A 17,154-nucleotide genomic window follows, 5' to 3' on the forward strand; every position below is an offset into this window, starting at 1 on the left:
TCGCGTCTCTACAAAACAATATCGCAAAAAAAATCCCCCTCGTTAATAACGAGGGGGATAATATAATTAAGCTCCTAAAGCAACCCGCTTAAATGCGGTAACGGTTAGGCCTTTATCAACCGAATCTAAGAACTGGGCAACAGTTTTAGATGAGTCTTTAACAAACTCCTGGTTTAATAAGGTAGAATCTTTGTAGAATTTGTTCAGCTTACCTGCAGCAATTTTCTCAACCATTTCTTCTGGTTTGCCTTCTGCACGGATCTGATCTTTAGCGATAGCTAATTCGCGCTCGATGATCGTTGAATCAACACCATCTTTATCAACAGCAACAGGGCTCATGGCAGCAATTTGCATCGCAACGTCTTTACCGGCTTCGTCTGCACCTGCAGCATTTTTGTTTAAGCCAACCAATACCGCTAAACGGTAGTTACCGTGTATATATGCAACAACTTTATCGCCTTCAATCACTTCGTATTTAGATATGCCGATCTTTTCGCCAATTTTACCGGTTTTATCAATAATTGCATCACCAATTTTAACGCTTGCGTTCTCAACGTCGATAGAAAGATCGTAAAGCGCTTCGATAGAAGCAGGTTTGCTTTGAACAGCTGCATTTGCAATTTCGTTAGCAAAAGCAATAAACTCAGCGTTTTTAGCTACGAAATCTGTTTCGCAGTTAAGCTCGATGATCACACCTGTTTTAAAATCTTCTGAAGTACGTGCAATAACAGCACCTTCGTTAGATTCGCGATCCTGGCGGCTTGCAGCAACCTTAGCACCTTTTTTTCTTAAAAAATCAATAGCAGCTTCAAAGTCACCGTTAGTTTCTGTTAAAGCTTTTTTGCAATCCATCATGCCCGCACCTGTTTGCTGGCGCAGTTTGTTTACATCTGATGCAGATATTTGTACTGTAGACATGTTTTGTAAAGTTAAATAGTGAATAGTGAGTGGTGAGTAGTTATTTTACTTATCATCCCCAAACACCAAATTTTATTAATGAATAAGTGGTGAACAGTAACCGGCGAGTTTTACCACTCACTGCTCACCAATCACCACTCACTTAAATTATTATTCTTCTGTTGAATCAGCAGCAGGGGCTTCGGTTTCAGCAGTTTCAGCTGTTACTTCTGCAGTCCTTTTACGTTTGCCACCTTCAGAGCGATCTGCTACTTCGGGCGCATCAGCTTTTGCTTTGGCAGCTGCTGCTTCTTTTTCAGTTTCGTCTTCTTTCTCGCGTTTGCGCTCGTCTAAACCTTCTTCGATAGCTTTGATGATAATACCGGTGATCAATGAAATTGATTTGGTAGCATCGTCATTCGCCGGGATAGGGAAATCGATGTTAGACGGATCAGAGTTGGTATCAACCATCGCGAAAGTCGGGATGTTTAATTTTAAAGCTTCAGATACCGCGATGTGCTCTTTCTTCACGTCGATCAGGAACAATGCAGCAGGTAAACGGTTAAGATCCGCAATACCACCTAACAATGTTTCTAATTTGATACGCTCACGCTGTATCATCAAACGCTCTTTTTTAGATAAGTTGCTGTAAGTACCGTCTTTAGTCAATTTATCGATGTTCGACATCTTTTTGATCGACTTGCGTACAGTAGCAAAGTTGGTTAACATACCACCTAACCAACGCTCGGTGATATAAGGCATGTTTACGCCTTTTGCATATTCGGCTACGATATCTTTCGCTTGTTTCTTTGTTGCTACGAATAATACTTTACGGCCTGATTTTACAATTTGTTTAATTGCTGCAGCAGCCTCTTCAACCTTTGATAAGGTTTTATTTAAATCTATAATGTGGATACCATTGCGCTCCATGAAAATGTACTGTGACATTTTCGGGTCCCATTTGCGGGTAAGGTGACCAAAGTGTACACCTGCATCCAGTAAGTCCTGATATGTTGTTCTTGCCATTGTTTGTGTCCTCCTTAAAATTATCGTTTACTGAATTGGAATTTCTTACGTGCTTTCTTACGTCCTGGTTTTTTACGCTCAACCATACGGTCATCACGTGTCATTAAACCTTTAGCGCGTAATGCTGGTTTTTTCTCCGGATCCAGTTCAACAATAGCTTTCGCGATAGCTAAACGAACGGCTTCTGCCTGGCCTTTAACACCACCACCTGCAACGTTTACTTTAACATCAAATTTACCGGCAGAGCCAGAAACTTCTGTTGATTGCATAACGATGTATTGTAATGGTAAGGTAGGGAAGTACTCTTTGTAATCTTTACCGTTAACGGTAATAGCGCCAGCGCCTTCGCTTAAATAGATGCGGGCCACAGCGGTTTTTCTTCTGCCTGAAGTGTTAGTTGTTGGCATTTTCTTTTCTCCTTGTGATTAAAAATTAAATGGTTGTTGGATTTTGAGCGGCATGAGGATGCTCTGCACCTGCGTAAACATGCAGGTTACCATAAATAGCACGGCCTAAACGGTTTTTAGGTAACATACCACGTACGGCTTTTTCAATCACACGCTCAGGATGCTTGGCCATTAACTCTTTTGGAGAAATGAAACGCTGACCACCCGGGTAACCGGTGTAAGAAACATACTGCTTTTCGCTGAATTTGTTTCCGGTCAGTTTAACCTTGTCTGCATTGATAACGATTACATTATCGCCGCAGTCTACGTGTGGGGTGAACCCTGGCTTGTGCTTACCTCTGATCATCATCGCGATCTTAGTACACAAGCGCCCCAAAATCTCATTGTTTGCATCAACAACAACCCATTCTTTATTAACGGTTTTTTTGTTGGCTGAGACAGTTTTGTAACTTAACGTATTCACTTGCTTTTAATTAAATTTATTAAACGTATTCTTTACCCCGTAATTACGGGACTGCAAAGATACGCCTATTTATTTAATTTACAAATGGTTTGCAGGTTTTATTGAGATGAGGTAGTGAGTGGTGAAATCAGCTGGCAGATAGATAGAAAACCAGGGTAATTTTGATTAAGATTCTATCTTATTAAAGCGCTCTAATGCAAAAGGCGCGAAGTATCGCGCCTCTACAAAATCCTTTATGTATTGTTATATAAGGATGTTTTTAAAAAAGAATTTTTATCATCACCTTACTATCTTTCTCTATCCATCCTAATGCAACACAGTATTGACAACTTTTAAAAAGTTGTCAATACTAAAATCGCTCTAAACTCAGCTTACCTCTTCTCTACCTAACGCAACGCCGCATTGACAACTTTTTAAAAGTTGTCAATGCTAAAATCGCTAATAAACGTCGTTATGTGTTCCAATATCCAATAATAGCACAATCTCCCTTTCAAAATCTGTTAAATCTTTCTCAATTGTGAATATTATTCTGCAATCGTAGCCACAAGAGCAGGCGAGATATGCTGCAAGTTTTCCGCTTAATTTATGTGTTCTGAGAGATGGGTCGAATGCATCTGATTCTAATTTCTGGATGGCTTTTGCAATTGCCGCCTTTAAAAACTGATTGCTGCTTGTGAATTTCTTGTATGACTTTTCAAAAGTTTTAGACAATACCAGTTTGCGCTGCATAGGCATTATTGATATTATAAAGAATTTAATTTATCAATAACCTCGCCAGCTGATAAAGACGGAAGTTTACCTGAAGTATAAATTTTTAAAGACTGTTTGGCTTTTTTAGCTACTTCATCTCTCTTGGCTTCTATTTGTCGCTTTTGTAAAATTTCAAGCAACATCTCCCTGGATGTAAAATCCAGCTGCATTATATCTTCAAGTGTTGAATTTATAGTTACCATAATTAATCCTTGTGTAACAAAAATACGAAAAAATCATATGGTGCCCTCTTTATATTAAAGAAAAGGCCGGATTTCTCAGCCTCAAATAATCCCGCTTTTTGCTCATACTGTAGGTTACCCGCCGGGCTGTTGTTCGCTGCAAGGATTTTATTTATAATGAAAAGTAGCATTGACAATTTTTTAAAAGTTGTCAATGCTAAAATCGCTTTAAACTCAGCTTACTTCTTTTCTACCTAATGCAACACAGCATTGACAACTTTTTAAAAGTTGTCAATGCTAAAATCGCTCTAAAATTAGCTTACCTATTCTTTACCTAACGCAACGCCGATTCAATGCTGAATTTCTCTTACCGCTTCTCTACCATATCATAAAACCCACCGAACGAGTTCACCTTCACTGCTTCCTCGTTAAAAAAATCGCCGGGGAAGCCTAATTCTATCTTGCTGGCATCATCCAGCATGGCAATATGCCCGGGGCTTAATACCACATCAACCGTTTTCAGGTTATCCTTTAACTGGTCTATTTTGGTGGCGCCCACAATCGGGATACAGCTAAAACTTTTGCTCATGGTCCATTGCAGGGCTACGTGGCTTTCGGATACGCCCAATTGCTGCGCTATATCCATCACTACTTTGGTAATGCTTTCTGCACGGGCATCCAGGCGCTTACTATCGGCCTTTATTCGCCCTCTATCGCCTTTTAAATACTTCCCGGTGAGTGCGCCGCCGGCCAATGGCGCCCAGGGGGTAACCGTCATCCCGAAATGTTTAGCCATCGGGATCAGTTCGCGCTCGGCCGTGCGGGCAAGCAGGCTGTACTCTACCTGCAGTGCGATGAACTGGCTCCAGCCCATCAGCTCGGCCAGGGTGTTGCCTTTAGCTACCACCCAGGCAGGCGTATCGCTTATAGCAGCGTAGGTTACCTTGCCCTGTTTAATCAGGTCGTCCAGTCCGCGCAATACTTCATCTATCGGGGTAATATCATCCCAAATGTGCAGGTACAGCACATCAATAAAATCTGTTTTTAAACGTTTAAGGCTATCCTCTACGCTGCGCATCATATTTTTACGGCTGTTGCCGCTGGCGTTGGGGTTGGTGGTATTATCCTTTAAAGTGTATTTGGTGGCCAGTACAAAATAGTCGCGGTCCTGCGTAGACAGGTAATCGCCGATGATCTTTTCGCTGGTACCCAGTTTATAGATGTTGGCCGTATCCAGAAAGTTGCCGCCGGCATTGGCGTAGGCATCCATAATCTCGAAACTGGTTGCGGCATCTGCACCCCAGCCGCCTTCGGTGCCGAAGCCCATGGTACCTAAACAAAGTTCGGACACCTTTAATCCCGACCGGCCTAATAATTTATATTTCATAGTAGTAGTTTTTGTATAAACGGTTTAAACAAAACTCCTGTTTTAAATGCTTAAATAAAAGTGGATGGTAAACAATCCGTTTAACCCAATTGTAAATATACCAAATACAACATCATGAAAATTATCACCCTGCATAAACCGGTTAGTATAGATGACCTTTACCATCATATAAACAAAAGGCTGAACCCCATCTTCCATGAGCAAAAACAAAGCGATATTACATTCATTATAACCAATACCCCTTCGGGTATCCAGATCACCCAGCCCGACTTGTATGAAGGCGTACTTTTTAATATAGCCGTGCAGGCTGATGAGTTATGGATAACCCGTAACGAACATTACGTGGATGATGTAAATTCCATCACGGTAGAATCTATTTTAAATAGTCTGTTTGATGATATCTCCGGCGGACAAGGCACGGATCTGGTGCAGGAGGGGTAAGATAATGAATCACTCTTGATATATTTATAGCCTTAACCATAACGCAAATGCATAAAACGTACTACTTATTCCTATTCTTTATTTTCAGCCAGGTATTTACCCAAGCCCAGCAGGTTTTAAAGCCCGCAGGTGTCCCTATAGTTTTACGCAACGATACTTTGTTTAAAATATATGCCGGCCAGGGCATGTTTGCTGTACGCGAGCGTGCAGACATTATTACCAAACGCCTAAACACAATTTTAGACCGCTTAGATTTTATTGCAGACTCTGTTACTGTTAAAAACGACACAGCCATATCTGTTATATCTTACAAATCGCAGATGATAATGGTGGTTAATAATAAAGATGCAACCTTTACAGAGCTTAACCGCCCGCAGCTTGCCGCGCAATATCAGGCCGTGATCAAAAAAAAATTAGGCCTTGTTTTTGAAAATAACAGTTTAAAACAATTTACGATAAATATTTTAGAGGCAGTAGCTGTTATTATTTTAGTGGTGATTTTAATATGGGGCATTAATAAATCTTTTAGATGGCTCACCTTACGCTTTATAAAGGCATGGGAAAGCCGGCTGGATAAACTTGCGGCACAAGGCGCCCCGGTAAGTTATGCGCATCGTATCTTCCCGTTTGTAAGCAACATCATTAAGGTTATAAGGATATTGATCATACTGTTACTGGTTTACCTTGCGCTGCCTATACTGTTTTTTATATTCCCTTCATCAAAGCCAATAGCAACACAGCTGTTAAGTTACGTGGTTGACCCTTTAAAAGGTATTGCTTTTGCCTTTATACGCTATATACCTAACCTACTTACCGTTGCTGTAATATTTGCAATTACCTACTATATATTAAAGCTGGTAAAATTTATATCTAAAGAAATTGGGCAGGGGGCATTTACCATTAAAGGGTTTTACCCTGAATGGGCCATGCCTACTTACAATATTATACGCATTTTATTATATGCCTTTATGTTTGTTGCCATTTTTCCTTATCTGCCCGGATCCGACTCCAAGGTATTTCAGGGAGTTACCGTGTTTTTAGGTGTTTTGTTTTCTTTTGGTTCATCCTCGGCTGTATCTAATATGATATCGGGAGTTGTACTTACCTATATGCGCCCCTTTAAAATTGGCGACCGTGTTAAACTTGGTGATATAACCGGTGATGTGATAGAAAAAAATGTATTGGCTACACGGTTACGCACAATAAAAAACGAAGATGTGGTTATCCCGAATGCAGCAATACTTAACGGGCATAGCGTAAATTACTCATCGTCGGCAAACACACTGGGCCTTATTTTAAACACAACTGTTACCATTGGCTATGATGCGCCCTGGCAAAAGGTACAACAACTGCTTATAGATGCCGCACTGGCTACGGATGGGATACAGCAAGACCCTAAGCCGTTTGTGTTGCAAACAGCGCTTAACGATTTCAATGTCGGCTACCAGGTAAACGCCTACACCAATCAACCTAATAAAATGGCGGTAATTTACTCCGGCCTTTATCAAAACATACAGGATAAATTTAATGAAGCAGGTGTTGAGATCATGTCGCCGGGATACACTGCACTGCGCGACGGAAACAGCATACAGATACCGGATGCCTACAAACCCGCCGGATACACCGTACCGGGATTTAACATTAATAAGTAAGCCAAAAACCCATTAACTAAATACTAAACAAGTTTAACTGGTGTAAATTTGTTGAGGAAAGCGTTGAGGAATTTATAAAATAAGCACACAGCCCTTTTATTGGTAAATAAAAGGGCTGTGTGCTGCATCTGCCTGTATTAAACAAGCGATTATATATGGTTATCGCTTATCCGTAGATCCAGCTGAATTTGTATTCCAGCATGGGGTTTTTCATACGTTCGGCCACGCGGATCAGGCGGTTGGGCAGGTTCATGATGTAATCGCGGGCTTTTTCACCGTCTTCCTTCAGGTCTATCACGCTCTCTATGTGCCAGTCTTCTATCAGTTCTTTCAGGATGTCTACATAGTCGATAGCCGTGTAAATGCCCAGGCGCTCTGCCGCATCGGTAAAGTGGCCGAATGTCTGGCCTATCTTTAAACCTATCTCGCGCAGGAAGTGTGCCGGCATCACAATCTTTTTGCGCATCATATCTTCAAATGCCAGCATGGCTTCGTTAGGGTCAACCTCAAATATTTTTTCGATAAAGTATTTGTAGGCTTTGGCGTGGCGCGCCTCATCGCCGGCAATTACACCGCACATTTTAGATAGCAGCGTATCCCCATCCTTTTTAGCCTGTGAGGCTACACGGCGGTGCGATACATTGGTTGCCAGCTCCTGGAATGATGTGTAAATAAAGTTACGGTACGGGTCGTGTCCGGTGCCGATATCAAAGCCATCGGCAATTAAGTATTGGGTAGATACCTCCATAGCGCGCATATTTACGCGGCCGCTCAGGTACAGATATTTGTTGAGCAGATCGCCGTGGCGGTTCTCTTCGGCTGTCCAGTGGCGGGTCCATTTCATCCAGCCGCCTTCTTCGTTATCAGATACTCCCTCAACCATGGTTAACCACGATTCGTAAGTAGGCAGTGCTTCTTCTGTAATGGTATCGCCAATTAATACGGCCACCAGGTCGTAAGATAACCCGCGGGCGCTTTCCTGCATTTCTTTGATCTCGCTAAAAAACGTATCCCTTGACGCATCAGGCAAAAAATCTGATGGCTGCCAGATGGTGTCAATAGGCTTCAGATACTCATCCATCTTTTCGAGCATGAATTTTTCTATATGCCCCATTACTTCCTTACGTTTTTCCTCAAAAAATTTCATAGCACTATCTTAGGTTGCAAAGTTAATCATTTAAAACTATAATATTATTTGGCACCGGTATAATCAATGGCCTGTTTCATGCAATTGCTGAGGTTGCCTACAGCAGGCGGGCCGTTAAATATCGAAAACCCGGAATTATAATCCCACATGATGCCCGGGATACCCATTTCTTTTAAATTTTTTCTTACCGCCTTGATATACCGGCAACGGTTATCGTCATCGGTATATTTGTTGTACACACCGTATTCGCCGCACAGTATCGGTACACCGTACCTGGCCCCCCAGTTTTTAACGATCAGTAACTTATCATGTACCGACTGCTCGTTGCCATCGTTTTTATACTGGTAATAATTTGTTTCGCCCCAGGTGCCAATTACCTTGGGGTTAATGGCAGGATAGGTTTGCGCGTTATACGGAAACGGTACACCTGTAGTTGCCACCTGGTTGCCAACCCAATCGGCGCCCTGGTGTGTAAACATAAAGGGCTCATAAAAATGGAACGTATAAATAATATTTTCATCTGCCAGCCTTTCCATTCTGCTTAACTCATAAATGCTGTTAAAGTTTGAGGCACCAACTATCAGGGTGCGTTTTTTATCAACCTTGCGTATGGCGGTTACAATATTATAGGCGGCGTCTTTCCACACCTTGGGGTTGATACGGCCCGGCTCGTTATATATTTCAAAGAAAACCTTTTCCGGATTTTCTCGTATATACCGCTTTGTTAATATCATCCATTGGTTAATGATCTTTGGCGTTTCGGTTAAGTAATTCGTATCGTTAAGGTTGCCGTAGTGATAATCAATTATTAGTTTTAACCCATAAACAGTACATTGTTTCAAAACTTCATCAATATGAGTAAATACTTTCTCAACCGGAACATTATTGGCCCGGAAGTAAGCAAAAGCCACCGGGAGCCGCACACTTTTAAATCCCAGCTTTTTAATTAACTCAAAATCGCTTTTTTTAATGGGCTTTATACCTAAAACATCTTTATTCCACGTTTGCTCCAGCCAGGATAGGCTTACGCCGTTATCCAGGCTTTTTGCACGCTTAAACGCAACTTGCCGCTCGTTTAACCGTGTTGGATTGTTTTTTGCAATACTGCCGTGCGTAATTATAATTAATATTATAATAAGCATATTTATTAGCGGCTTGGGGGTTAGTTTTTTAAAATCTGTATGTTTCAATATTTTAATGCTTATTAACGCTGATCTGTTTATATTATAATTTAAGGATACAAAATGTTTGTTCAAATTTCAAAAGAAGAATATAAAAAGGAGATATCAAAAAAAGCATGGTATCAAACAAATAATATAATCTGGACAATTATATTTTTATATCCCATTTTTAGTATCGTAGATTTTATTTATGCCAATAATATCTGGCTGCAGTTTTTAATTGTACGTATTATAACCGTACTTATTATTTACGGCCTTAACAGCTTTTTTCAGCTGCGTAAGTACAATTACCGTTTACTGCTGCACATTTGTTTTTTCCTGCTCTCTGTTACCGCAGCGCTTTTATGTAATATTGTAAACTTACAACAACAGCCTACCTATTTTTTAATTTACGCCATAATTATCTTGTTTTTTAACCTGCAGGTTTTTTGGGAGCCTATTAACTCTATAGTGCAGGTGCTGGTAGCCTTTTTGCTGCTTGCGGTGTTTTATAACGTTTTAAACTTAAACGACTACTCTTTAGACCTTGTAATTGATAACGGGGGGCAAATGTTTTTCATTATCGCTTTTATATCCTGCCTCATCCCCAACTCGCGCTTTAAGGTAATTGCCCGTGACGTACGATCGCAGATCCTGATCGAAAAATCTAACGAGCAGCTGAAAGAACAAAACCAGAACATTAACGAAAAAAACAATATTATTGACAGGCAATACGAGCAGCTGCGTAAACTGGACGAACAGAAAAACAGCTTTATAAATATTGCAGGCCACGATCTTAAAAACCTGATAGGGCAAATTGTGATGAGTAACAATATGCTGATAGAAGAGGATTACCGGCTGAGTACCGACCAAAAAGAATATAGCAGCTTTATAGCCCAAAGCGCCGACAAAATGCAGTATATGCTGAATAAGCTGATGGATGTTAAAGAGATCGAATCGCCTGAGATGAAATTCAATATGGAGATATTTGATATTAACAGCGAAGTGGCACATGTGTTTAAGGGACTGGTAGAAACAGCACAGATGAAGAACATCCACCTGGTTGATAACGTATTAAAACTGCCGCTGAATGTTAAGCTTGATAAGGTATTTGTAGGCCAGGTGTTTCAAAACCTGCTCTCTAACGCCATTAAGTTTTCGCAAACCAATAACAACATTAAAGTGGTTACCAGCCTGCAGCGCCAGAGATTTGTTTTCGAGATCATAGACGAAGGGGTTGCCATTGGCCAGGATGAGCTGGATATGATGTTTAACAAATTAAAAACATTGAATGATGCTTCGGGCACCATCGAAAGCCGCCTGGGTTTAGGCCTTTCTATAGCCAAATTAATGACACAGGAACTTGGCGGCGAGCTTACTTACCGCAGTAACGATAACGGAAACTATTTCCGGGTAGAATTCTACGTAATAAACTAATAACGCTTTTAACTGAAACTAACGCAATATCTGATGAAAAGATTTTTCACCCTACTGGCTTTCATACTACTTAGCACAATTGCTTTTGCCCAAAACCAACGCATCATATCATTTAAGGCAATGGGCCATAATGATGATGAGCCGATATTTGGCATGAGCGGCGCCAGCTCGTTTTATTTTAAGGTTACACCGCAGTATGAAATAAACGGCAGCAAACTGGTAATTTATTTTGAGCCGTCGCAAGCGCTGATACGAGAAAAATCATACATCAACCTTTTTGTGGGCACCAAACCGGTTTACAGCGGCCGTTTAACCAAAGATTCTATCCAGAAGATCATCTTCCCGCTTACCAAGGCCGATATCTCTTCAGATAACTATCTTAAAATAACCATCAAAACCCTGTTAACCATTACAGACGACCAGTGCCGCGACCTGGATAACCCGGCCATGTGGTTAAAAATCAAAAATTATTCGTACCTGTCGTTAATTAAAAGCAACAAAAACTTTTTTAACAATATCAACATCAGTAACTGTTTCGATTCTAAAACAGCTATTGTTTACAACAGCAACCCCAGCCTGCACGATCTGAAGGCCGTTGCCTGGGCTTACGCAAGGCTTAAAAAAACCCAAACCAAAAATATAAGCGTATTTGAATTAGCTAACCTGCCGGATAGCGTACGCAATTACATTATGGTTGGCGCTATGCCTACTTTACGCGATGATAAGCGCGAATTGGTAAAGGTTACACCACAAGCTAACCAGGGCTTGCTGTACCTGCACAAATCCGTATCAACCGTAACCGATACCATTAGCCGCATGGTAGATGTGAAAGGCAAAATGGCCGAAGTAAAAACGGTGGTACAGGAAGCCGTACCTACAGAGATTTTGTTTGTTACCGGCGGCGATGATGCCGGTTACGAAAAAAGCATTACGGCAATAGGTAATATGAACGTGCTGAATTCAACCTTTGGCGATTACCTGCTGGTGAACAAGGCACAAAACACTTTCTTTAAAACCATTGACGAGAACCGCTCTAAACTATCGCTGAAGCAAATTGGCGGCGTTAGCGATTTCTTATCGGGCATCGGTTCGTTAAAAAGCGCGTTCAACTTTAAAAACTCTGATTTTAGCTTTACGCCTAAAGAGGTAGAGATTCGCATTGTGGCTAACTACAGCAACCTTAACCCCGGCGACCGCGGTTTTTTTAACATTTACCTGAATGGTTTATTGTTAAGCAGCGAAAAGCTGGATGCATCCGGCAAGCTCAATACATCTGTTACCATTAACAGGTACCAGCACCATAAGTATAACACGCTGGAGGCCGAATTTAGGTTTTACCCAAATAACGGTAACTGTAAAAACAGCTTCACCAATTTCTTTGCCGAAATTGATGTAGACAAATCATACCTGGAATCTAAAAACCCGTTCATCACCAGCGATCTGAGCTTTTACCAGTACCCCGAGGCCTTTAACAGCGGCACCACCCGCATCGTGGTATCAAAACCTTACGCCAAGTATGCCGCCGGCGCCATGGGCGAAATTATTTACGAACTGAATAACAACATCAACGCTAACAATTTCCCTGAGTTTATTTACTCATCAGATATCGCCAGTACCCCGTCTGAGCTTAAAAAGAACAATATTATTGCACTTTTAAGTAAAGACGACCCGCTGATGAAGGAGTTTCCGGATGCTCCCATCCAGTTCGATCGTAACTTTAGATTATACAATACCGATAACAACACGGTAGTGTACTCGCTGGCAGATACCACCTCTAACGGGCTGGCACAGATATTTTACGGGCGCAGCAACAACGCTACGCTGGTATTAACCGCTACGGGCAAGCACCTGTCTGAGGCGTTCCTGGCTGCTTCAAAATCTATTACCGAGCAGCTGTCTACCCTAAGCAGTAACGTTTGTATCTCGGATGTTAATAACAACAAGTACTTGTTTAATATAAATAAATCAAGCGAAAACCTGGAGTATATTGATACCAAGAGCGCGTTGACCCGTTTTTGGGATACCTACAACCTGTACATCCTGTTGGGTATATTGGTGCTGATATTATTGTCATTCCTTTATATACGTTCAAAGGTGCAAAAATCGCAGGAGCTGTTTAACGATTAACGTTCCGGTGTATTATTGGGCGCAAGGTTTTAATTATAGAGTATTTTTTTGATGAGTATCTCAATTCCTGAATTGTTGACTAATGATGGGTTTATCACCGCGGGCGACCGCGAGGCGATTGAACAGCATTCGGTTGAATCCGGCTTATCCTTCATTAAGATAGCGCTTACTTCGGGATACATCTCGCGTAAAAATTACGACAGATCTATACTCAACGCGGGTTACCAGATCAACGAACAGCCCCGCAAGGAGGCTTATGACGAGGAGGTGCTGAAGCAAACAGACCTGAGCTTTGCCAACGACCGGTTAGCGATGCCCCTGCGCATCCAAAACAACAAGGTAGTGTGCTTAATGGCATCGCCGGATGACGAGCTTTTTAAAGATTTCATCCGGTTTACCTATGACCTGGAACCCGAAATAATGATCGCATCAGATTTGGATATTACCTGGCTGAGTAATAAGCTGCTGGGCGAAAAGTACACCAAATCTGCCGTGTTTGAGTTGATGAAGCGCGACCCGGACAGCTCGGCCGTTGTAACCTTTTCAACCGCGCAGCTCGTGTTTATATTTGTGCTTATCGCTATTGTGGCCATAGGGCTGGTTATCAGCTTTAAAAACACATCCATTGTTATCAACGTTATCATCAGTTCGTTTTTTTTGGTGGCCATTATATTCAAGCTGTTTTTGGCCCTTGTAGGCTCCAGGTTTGAATTGCACCAGGCCGTAACCAAAGAAGAAGTTAAGGCCGTTATAGATAACGAACTGCCGATATACACCATTTTATTACCGGTGTATAAAGAAGATAAGCTGATCAAAAAACTGATATGGAACCTGCAATCCATAGATTACCCGCGCCACAAGCTGGATATTAAGCTGCTGATTGAAGAGGATGACGATAAAACCTTTAACGCCGTTAAAAACCTGGATTTCCCGGCCGTGTTTGAAGTTATTGTGGTGCCTTTCCACATGCCAAAAACAAAGCCCAAAGCCTGTAATTACGGCCTGCACTTTGCGCGTGGTAAATATTTAACCATTTACGATGCCGAGGATATCCCCGATACCGATCAGCTTAAAAAAGTGGTGTCGCTTTTCAGAAAACTGCCCGAAGAATACATTTGCATACAAAGCGCATTAAACTACTTTAACCGTAACGAGAACTTTTTGACCAGGATGTTTACCCTGGAGTATTCGTATTGGTTTGATTATATGCTGCCCGGTTTAGATACGCTGGATATCCCCATCCCCCTGGGTGGTACAAGTAACCATTTTAAGCTGGAGCAGCTGGTTGAGCTTGGCGCGTGGGACCCTTTTAACGTTACCGAAGATGCCGACCTGGGTGTGCGGGCCTATGCCAAGGGGTATAAAATTGCGATCATCAACTCCACCACCTACGAAGAGGCCAATAACGAGCCCTTTAACTGGATCCGCCAGCGCAGCCGCTGGATAAAAGGTTACATGCAAACCTACCTGGTACACATGCGTAACCCGGCTGCACTGTGGCGCGAAATAGGCTGGAAAGGCTTTTTGGGCTTTAACTTTTTTATAGGCGCCACCCCTATCACCTTTTTGGTTTACCCGTTATTGCTGGCCATATTTATTTGTTACGTGGTGTTTGATCTTTCAACCATCCGTTCGCTCTTCCCGGATTGGGTGCTGTTCATGTCTATTTTTAACCTGATGGTTGGTAACATCCTCATGATCTATGTAAACATGATAGCGGTATTTAAACGCCGCTATTACGAGCTGATATTGTTTGCTGTAGCAAACCCTATTTACTGGTTAATGCACTCCATATCGGCTTATAAAGGCTTATACCAGCTAATTGTTAAGCCCTTTTACTGGGAAAAAACAAACCATGGTTTAAGTAAAGTAAACAACCCTACAAACGTTGTAAAATAAATGAAGCTTACAGGTACCCTATATTTGTTCATCCTTACGTTTATACTGGTTATTTACTACCTGGTATGCGGCATATACCTTAACAGGATCGGGTATTACAACCACGAGTCGCTTTTTTATATCGAAAAGACCAAGATCGTATTTGAGGGTTTAGGCAACCGCTTAAAAGTAATGGGCCTTACTTCGCCCATACTGCCTTTCTACGTATCCTTTATCTTCAGCCCTTTTAAAACCCTGGCGCCTGTGCTGGCATCGGCACTGGGTACAGCTGCGTTATTTTACGTTATAGCATCAACTGTGGCCAAGCGCCTTAATGATGACGGCTACATCTGGCTGCTGCTCATCATCTTCCTGTTTCATCCGGGCATTATTTATACGGCATCATCAGGTAAAAGCATTTATCTGATCCTTATCTTTTTTTTCCTGTTTTTTCTTAACCTGTTTAAATTTTACAAATCCAACACCACCTTCCACGTATCTATAGCCAGTATATGCCTGGTTGGGCTTATATTTTGCGATTATAAGTTTATTTGGCTAACCCTGTTTTTTTTGCCCCTGGTGCTATCTATTACCATACACAGTTTAAACCTGGGCGAGCAGGAATCTATCTTCAGGCTGTTTTTAAGCTTTAACAGCCCATCCCTAAGGCGTAAGCTGGCCAACAAAACATTTGCGCTATACATTATTTTATTTAGCCTGCCGCTGGCCGCTGTACTGTGTTACAAACTGCTTAACCTTACCCACGCCAACGATCTGAATTATTTTAATGAAAGCCCTTATGCTACCTGGAATGTACTGGTAGATAAGCTTAGTTTTGACCAGCTGACCACCGACACGGCCTACCGCATCCCCGAAACATCTATCCTGCTATCTGCCCAGGTGCTGTTGTTTGCACCCATGATACTAATAGCGATATACCTGTTCAGAGAAAGCACCTACCAGGTACTTACGCTATTGATCCCTTTTGCATTTATCGAGTTTTTGCATATCAAGTACAGCAAGGTATTTTTAGCCTACCAGTATTATCTTATATTTTTAATACTGGCTTTTTTGGGCGTGATATTTAAAGCACATACGGTAAAAAAACAAAAAGGCTTTAAGTTACTATTACTGGTAACCGTGCTGTTTCAACTGTATGTAGGCTGGTATTATTTAAAAACATCCTCTATTGCCGAAGAGAAAAATTTTGCGTCGGTGCTGGTTAACCGCCATGTGGATGATGTATATAAAGATAATATAGATGTGGCCAGCTATCTCAACAGCCTGCCCGGCGACGCGCACGTGCTGATAGATGATGCTATTGGCTACGGTGTAATAGCCTTTACACAAGATATAAAGCCCGTTATCATGCCGTATCAGGGTAGTTTTTTAAGCGCCCTGGAATCGCCCGATAAATATGTGGATTATATTGTGGTGGCAACGGCTAAGAATGTAGTGTCCGGCTATACCCAGCTGAATAATAAGTACATCCTTACGATACGTAAAACCATCCCCGATGTAAACTTCCGCAAGGTATTTGAAACCGACGACTGGACAGTTTACCGTGTGATCACTAACGAAACCGGGAACAGCAGATTTTAAAGCCTGTTATTCCCGGTGCATTAATCATTAAGTATATGCTGTACTTCCTGCCTATCCTAACCCTTTATCCGCCAAATTATCATCCGGGCAGGCCCGACGTATGATCCTGCGCTGATGATGCCGGTAAGCAATCCGTAAATTCTTCCTTTTAGTTCTGCACGATATCTGCCAGATCGCTAACCGTACTTTTAATTTTTTTGGCTTGTTTACCTTTTTCCTTCAGGTAATCCTGTGCATGTTCTTTAAGTTCTGCTGCGGCAGCATCAATATCTGCTTTGCGTTTGGTATATAGGTACACTATTGCCCCCGCAAATATGGCCCCTAAGGTTAAACCTGCTACCAACTTGTTACTGTTATCGTGTTTTTTAAATGGATTTTTCATATCTGTGTTTTTTAAAGGCAACAAGCTGATCGCAGTTTAGTTCTAATAAATTTAATGATAATAACCCTTGGGTCGTTTCCAGGGCGTTTCGGGGCGTTTGTAAGGCGTTTAGCGTAGTGGAGGGGGCGGATTTACGAACGGTCTGATCCGCAGGTATTTACGTTCTGTTCACGGTGTTCACGCCGCGTGAACGTGAACGGCGGGGTAGATGTGCAG

General features: G+C 41.8%; 16 protein-coding genes. 6 read left to right on the forward strand and 10 right to left on the reverse strand.

Features of this window, described 5'->3' with window-relative positions:
• Nucleotides 1–66 precede the first annotated feature (66 nt).
• The 7 genes from tsf to E2R65_RS15760 form a co-directional block, all read right to left on the reverse strand.
• Entirely contained in the window at nt 67–918 is an 852-nt protein-coding gene (gene tsf / locus E2R65_RS15730; protein ID WP_134337431.1) for a translation elongation factor Ts, read from the reverse strand.
• Between the two features lie 150 nt (nt 919–1,068).
• Nucleotides 1,069–1,923: a 30S ribosomal protein S2 gene (gene rpsB, locus E2R65_RS15735; protein ID WP_134337432.1), complete on the reverse strand. Its 855-nt coding sequence runs from the start codon at nt 1,921–1,923 to the stop codon at nt 1,069–1,071.
• A 20-nt stretch (nt 1,924–1,943) separates the two neighbouring features.
• On the reverse strand, nt 1,944–2,330 hold the full coding sequence (gene rpsI, locus E2R65_RS15740) for a 30S ribosomal protein S9 (protein WP_134337433.1): 387 nt from the start codon (nt 2,328–2,330) through the stop codon (nt 1,944–1,946).
• A 25-nt stretch (nt 2,331–2,355) separates the two neighbouring features.
• Nucleotides 2,356–2,793: a 50S ribosomal protein L13 gene (gene rplM, locus E2R65_RS15745; protein WP_067062091.1), complete on the reverse strand. Its 438-nt coding sequence runs from the start codon at nt 2,791–2,793 to the stop codon at nt 2,356–2,358.
• 438 nt (nt 2,794–3,231) lie between these two features.
• The gene (locus E2R65_RS15750; protein WP_183500377.1) at nt 3,232–3,522 is read right to left on the reverse strand and encodes a type II toxin-antitoxin system RelE/ParE family toxin; all 291 of its coding nucleotides are present in this window, start codon (nt 3,520–3,522) and stop codon (nt 3,232–3,234) included.
• Nucleotides 3,523–3,536: 14 nt separating this feature from the next.
• On the reverse strand, nt 3,537–3,746 hold the full coding sequence (locus E2R65_RS15755; RefSeq protein ID WP_134337435.1) for a hypothetical protein: 210 nt from the start codon (nt 3,744–3,746) through the stop codon (nt 3,537–3,539).
• A 346-nt stretch (nt 3,747–4,092) separates the two neighbouring features.
• Complete coding sequence (locus E2R65_RS15760; RefSeq protein WP_134337436.1) at nt 4,093–5,112, reverse strand: aldo/keto reductase; 1,020 nt, start codon at nt 5,110–5,112, stop codon at nt 4,093–4,095.
• A 114-nt stretch (nt 5,113–5,226) separates the two neighbouring features.
• On the opposite strand from E2R65_RS15760, the gene E2R65_RS15765 reads away from it, so the two are divergent.
• Entirely contained in the window at nt 5,227–5,553 is a 327-nt protein-coding gene (locus E2R65_RS15765; protein ID WP_134337437.1) for a hypothetical protein, read from the forward strand.
• 47 nt (nt 5,554–5,600) lie between these two features.
• On the forward strand, nt 5,601–7,205 hold the full coding sequence (locus tag E2R65_RS15770; RefSeq protein ID WP_134337438.1) for a mechanosensitive ion channel family protein: 1,605 nt from the start codon (nt 5,601–5,603) through the stop codon (nt 7,203–7,205).
• Nucleotides 7,206–7,371: 166 nt separating this feature from the next.
• Here the strand turns inward: E2R65_RS15770 and E2R65_RS15775 are convergent, their stop codons facing one another.
• Both E2R65_RS15775 and E2R65_RS15780 read right to left on the reverse strand, forming a co-directional pair.
• A complete protein-coding gene (locus tag E2R65_RS15775; RefSeq protein ID WP_134337439.1) occupies nt 7,372–8,352 on the reverse strand; it encodes an acyl-ACP desaturase in 981 nt (326 codons plus the stop codon).
• A 44-nt stretch (nt 8,353–8,396) separates the two neighbouring features.
• A complete protein-coding gene (locus tag E2R65_RS15780; protein WP_134337440.1) occupies nt 8,397–9,494 on the reverse strand; it encodes a glycoside hydrolase family 5 protein in 1,098 nt (365 codons plus the stop codon).
• A gap of 102 nt (nt 9,495–9,596) precedes the next feature.
• Between E2R65_RS15780 and E2R65_RS15785 the strand changes: the two genes are divergently transcribed.
• From E2R65_RS15785 to E2R65_RS15800, 4 genes are read left to right on the forward strand one after another with little or no spacing between them, the layout of a single operon-like run.
• Nucleotides 9,597–10,949 carry a sensor histidine kinase gene (locus E2R65_RS15785; RefSeq protein ID WP_134337441.1) on the forward strand — a complete coding sequence of 451 codons (1,353 nt, stop codon included), beginning with the start codon at nt 9,597–9,599 and terminating at the stop codon, nt 10,947–10,949.
• Nucleotides 10,950–10,982: 33 nt separating this feature from the next.
• Nucleotides 10,983–13,076 (forward strand): cellulose biosynthesis cyclic di-GMP-binding regulatory protein BcsB, encoded by a 2,094-nt coding sequence (locus E2R65_RS15790; protein ID WP_134337442.1) that lies wholly within the window; start codon nt 10,983–10,985, stop codon nt 13,074–13,076.
• Between the two features lie 51 nt (nt 13,077–13,127).
• Nucleotides 13,128–14,975, forward strand: coding sequence for a glycosyltransferase family 2 protein (locus tag E2R65_RS15795; RefSeq protein ID WP_134337443.1), 1,848 nt, complete (start codon nt 13,128–13,130; stop codon nt 14,973–14,975).
• Complete coding sequence (locus tag E2R65_RS15800) at nt 14,976–16,556, forward strand: hypothetical protein (protein WP_134337444.1); 1,581 nt, start codon at nt 14,976–14,978, stop codon at nt 16,554–16,556.
• A gap of 148 nt (nt 16,557–16,704) precedes the next feature.
• Here the strand turns inward: E2R65_RS15800 and E2R65_RS15805 are convergent, their stop codons facing one another.
• The gene (locus tag E2R65_RS15805; protein WP_134337445.1) at nt 16,705–16,938 is read right to left on the reverse strand and encodes a hypothetical protein; all 234 of its coding nucleotides are present in this window, start codon (nt 16,936–16,938) and stop codon (nt 16,705–16,707) included.
• Nucleotides 16,939–17,154 lie beyond the last annotated feature (216 nt).

This window comes from Mucilaginibacter phyllosphaerae (genome assembly GCF_004378255.1).
In the GTDB taxonomy this organism is placed as follows: Bacteria; Bacteroidota; Bacteroidia; order Sphingobacteriales; family Sphingobacteriaceae; genus Mucilaginibacter; species Mucilaginibacter phyllosphaerae.

Excerpts from the sequence above, each read along its gene's own strand:
- tsf (WP_134337431.1), bottom strand. The coding sequence starts at position 918 with ATGTCTACAGTACAAATATCTGCATCAGATGTAAACAAACTGCGCCAG.
- rpsB (WP_134337432.1), bottom strand. The coding sequence starts at position 1,923 with ATGGCAAGAACAACATATCAGGACTTACTGGATGCAGGTGTACACTTT.
- rpsI (WP_134337433.1), bottom strand. The coding sequence starts at position 2,330 with ATGCCAACAACTAACACTTCAGGCAGAAGAAAAACCGCTGTGGCCCGC.
- E2R65_RS15750 (WP_183500377.1), bottom strand. The coding sequence starts at position 3,522 with ATGCAGCGCAAACTGGTATTGTCTAAAACTTTTGAAAAGTCATACAAG.
- E2R65_RS15755 (WP_134337435.1), bottom strand. The coding sequence starts at position 3,746 with ATGGTAACTATAAATTCAACACTTGAAGATATAATGCAGCTGGATTTT.
- E2R65_RS15760 (WP_134337436.1), bottom strand. The coding sequence starts at position 5,112 with ATGAAATATAAATTATTAGGCCGGTCGGGATTAAAGGTGTCCGAACTT.
- E2R65_RS15765 (WP_134337437.1), top strand. The coding sequence starts at position 5,227 with ATGAAAATTATCACCCTGCATAAACCGGTTAGTATAGATGACCTTTAC.
- E2R65_RS15770 (WP_134337438.1), top strand. The coding sequence starts at position 5,601 with ATGCATAAAACGTACTACTTATTCCTATTCTTTATTTTCAGCCAGGTA.
- E2R65_RS15775 (WP_134337439.1), bottom strand. The coding sequence starts at position 8,352 with ATGAAATTTTTTGAGGAAAAACGTAAGGAAGTAATGGGGCATATAGAA.
- E2R65_RS15780 (WP_134337440.1), bottom strand. The coding sequence starts at position 9,494 with ATGCTTATTATAATATTAATTATAATTACGCACGGCAGTATTGCAAAA.
- E2R65_RS15785 (WP_134337441.1), top strand. The coding sequence starts at position 9,597 with ATGTTTGTTCAAATTTCAAAAGAAGAATATAAAAAGGAGATATCAAAA.
- E2R65_RS15790 (WP_134337442.1), top strand. The coding sequence starts at position 10,983 with ATGAAAAGATTTTTCACCCTACTGGCTTTCATACTACTTAGCACAATT.
- E2R65_RS15795 (WP_134337443.1), top strand. The coding sequence starts at position 13,128 with ATGAGTATCTCAATTCCTGAATTGTTGACTAATGATGGGTTTATCACC.
- E2R65_RS15800 (WP_134337444.1), top strand. The coding sequence starts at position 14,976 with ATGAAGCTTACAGGTACCCTATATTTGTTCATCCTTACGTTTATACTG.
- E2R65_RS15805 (WP_134337445.1), bottom strand. The coding sequence starts at position 16,938 with ATGAAAAATCCATTTAAAAAACACGATAACAGTAACAAGTTGGTAGCA.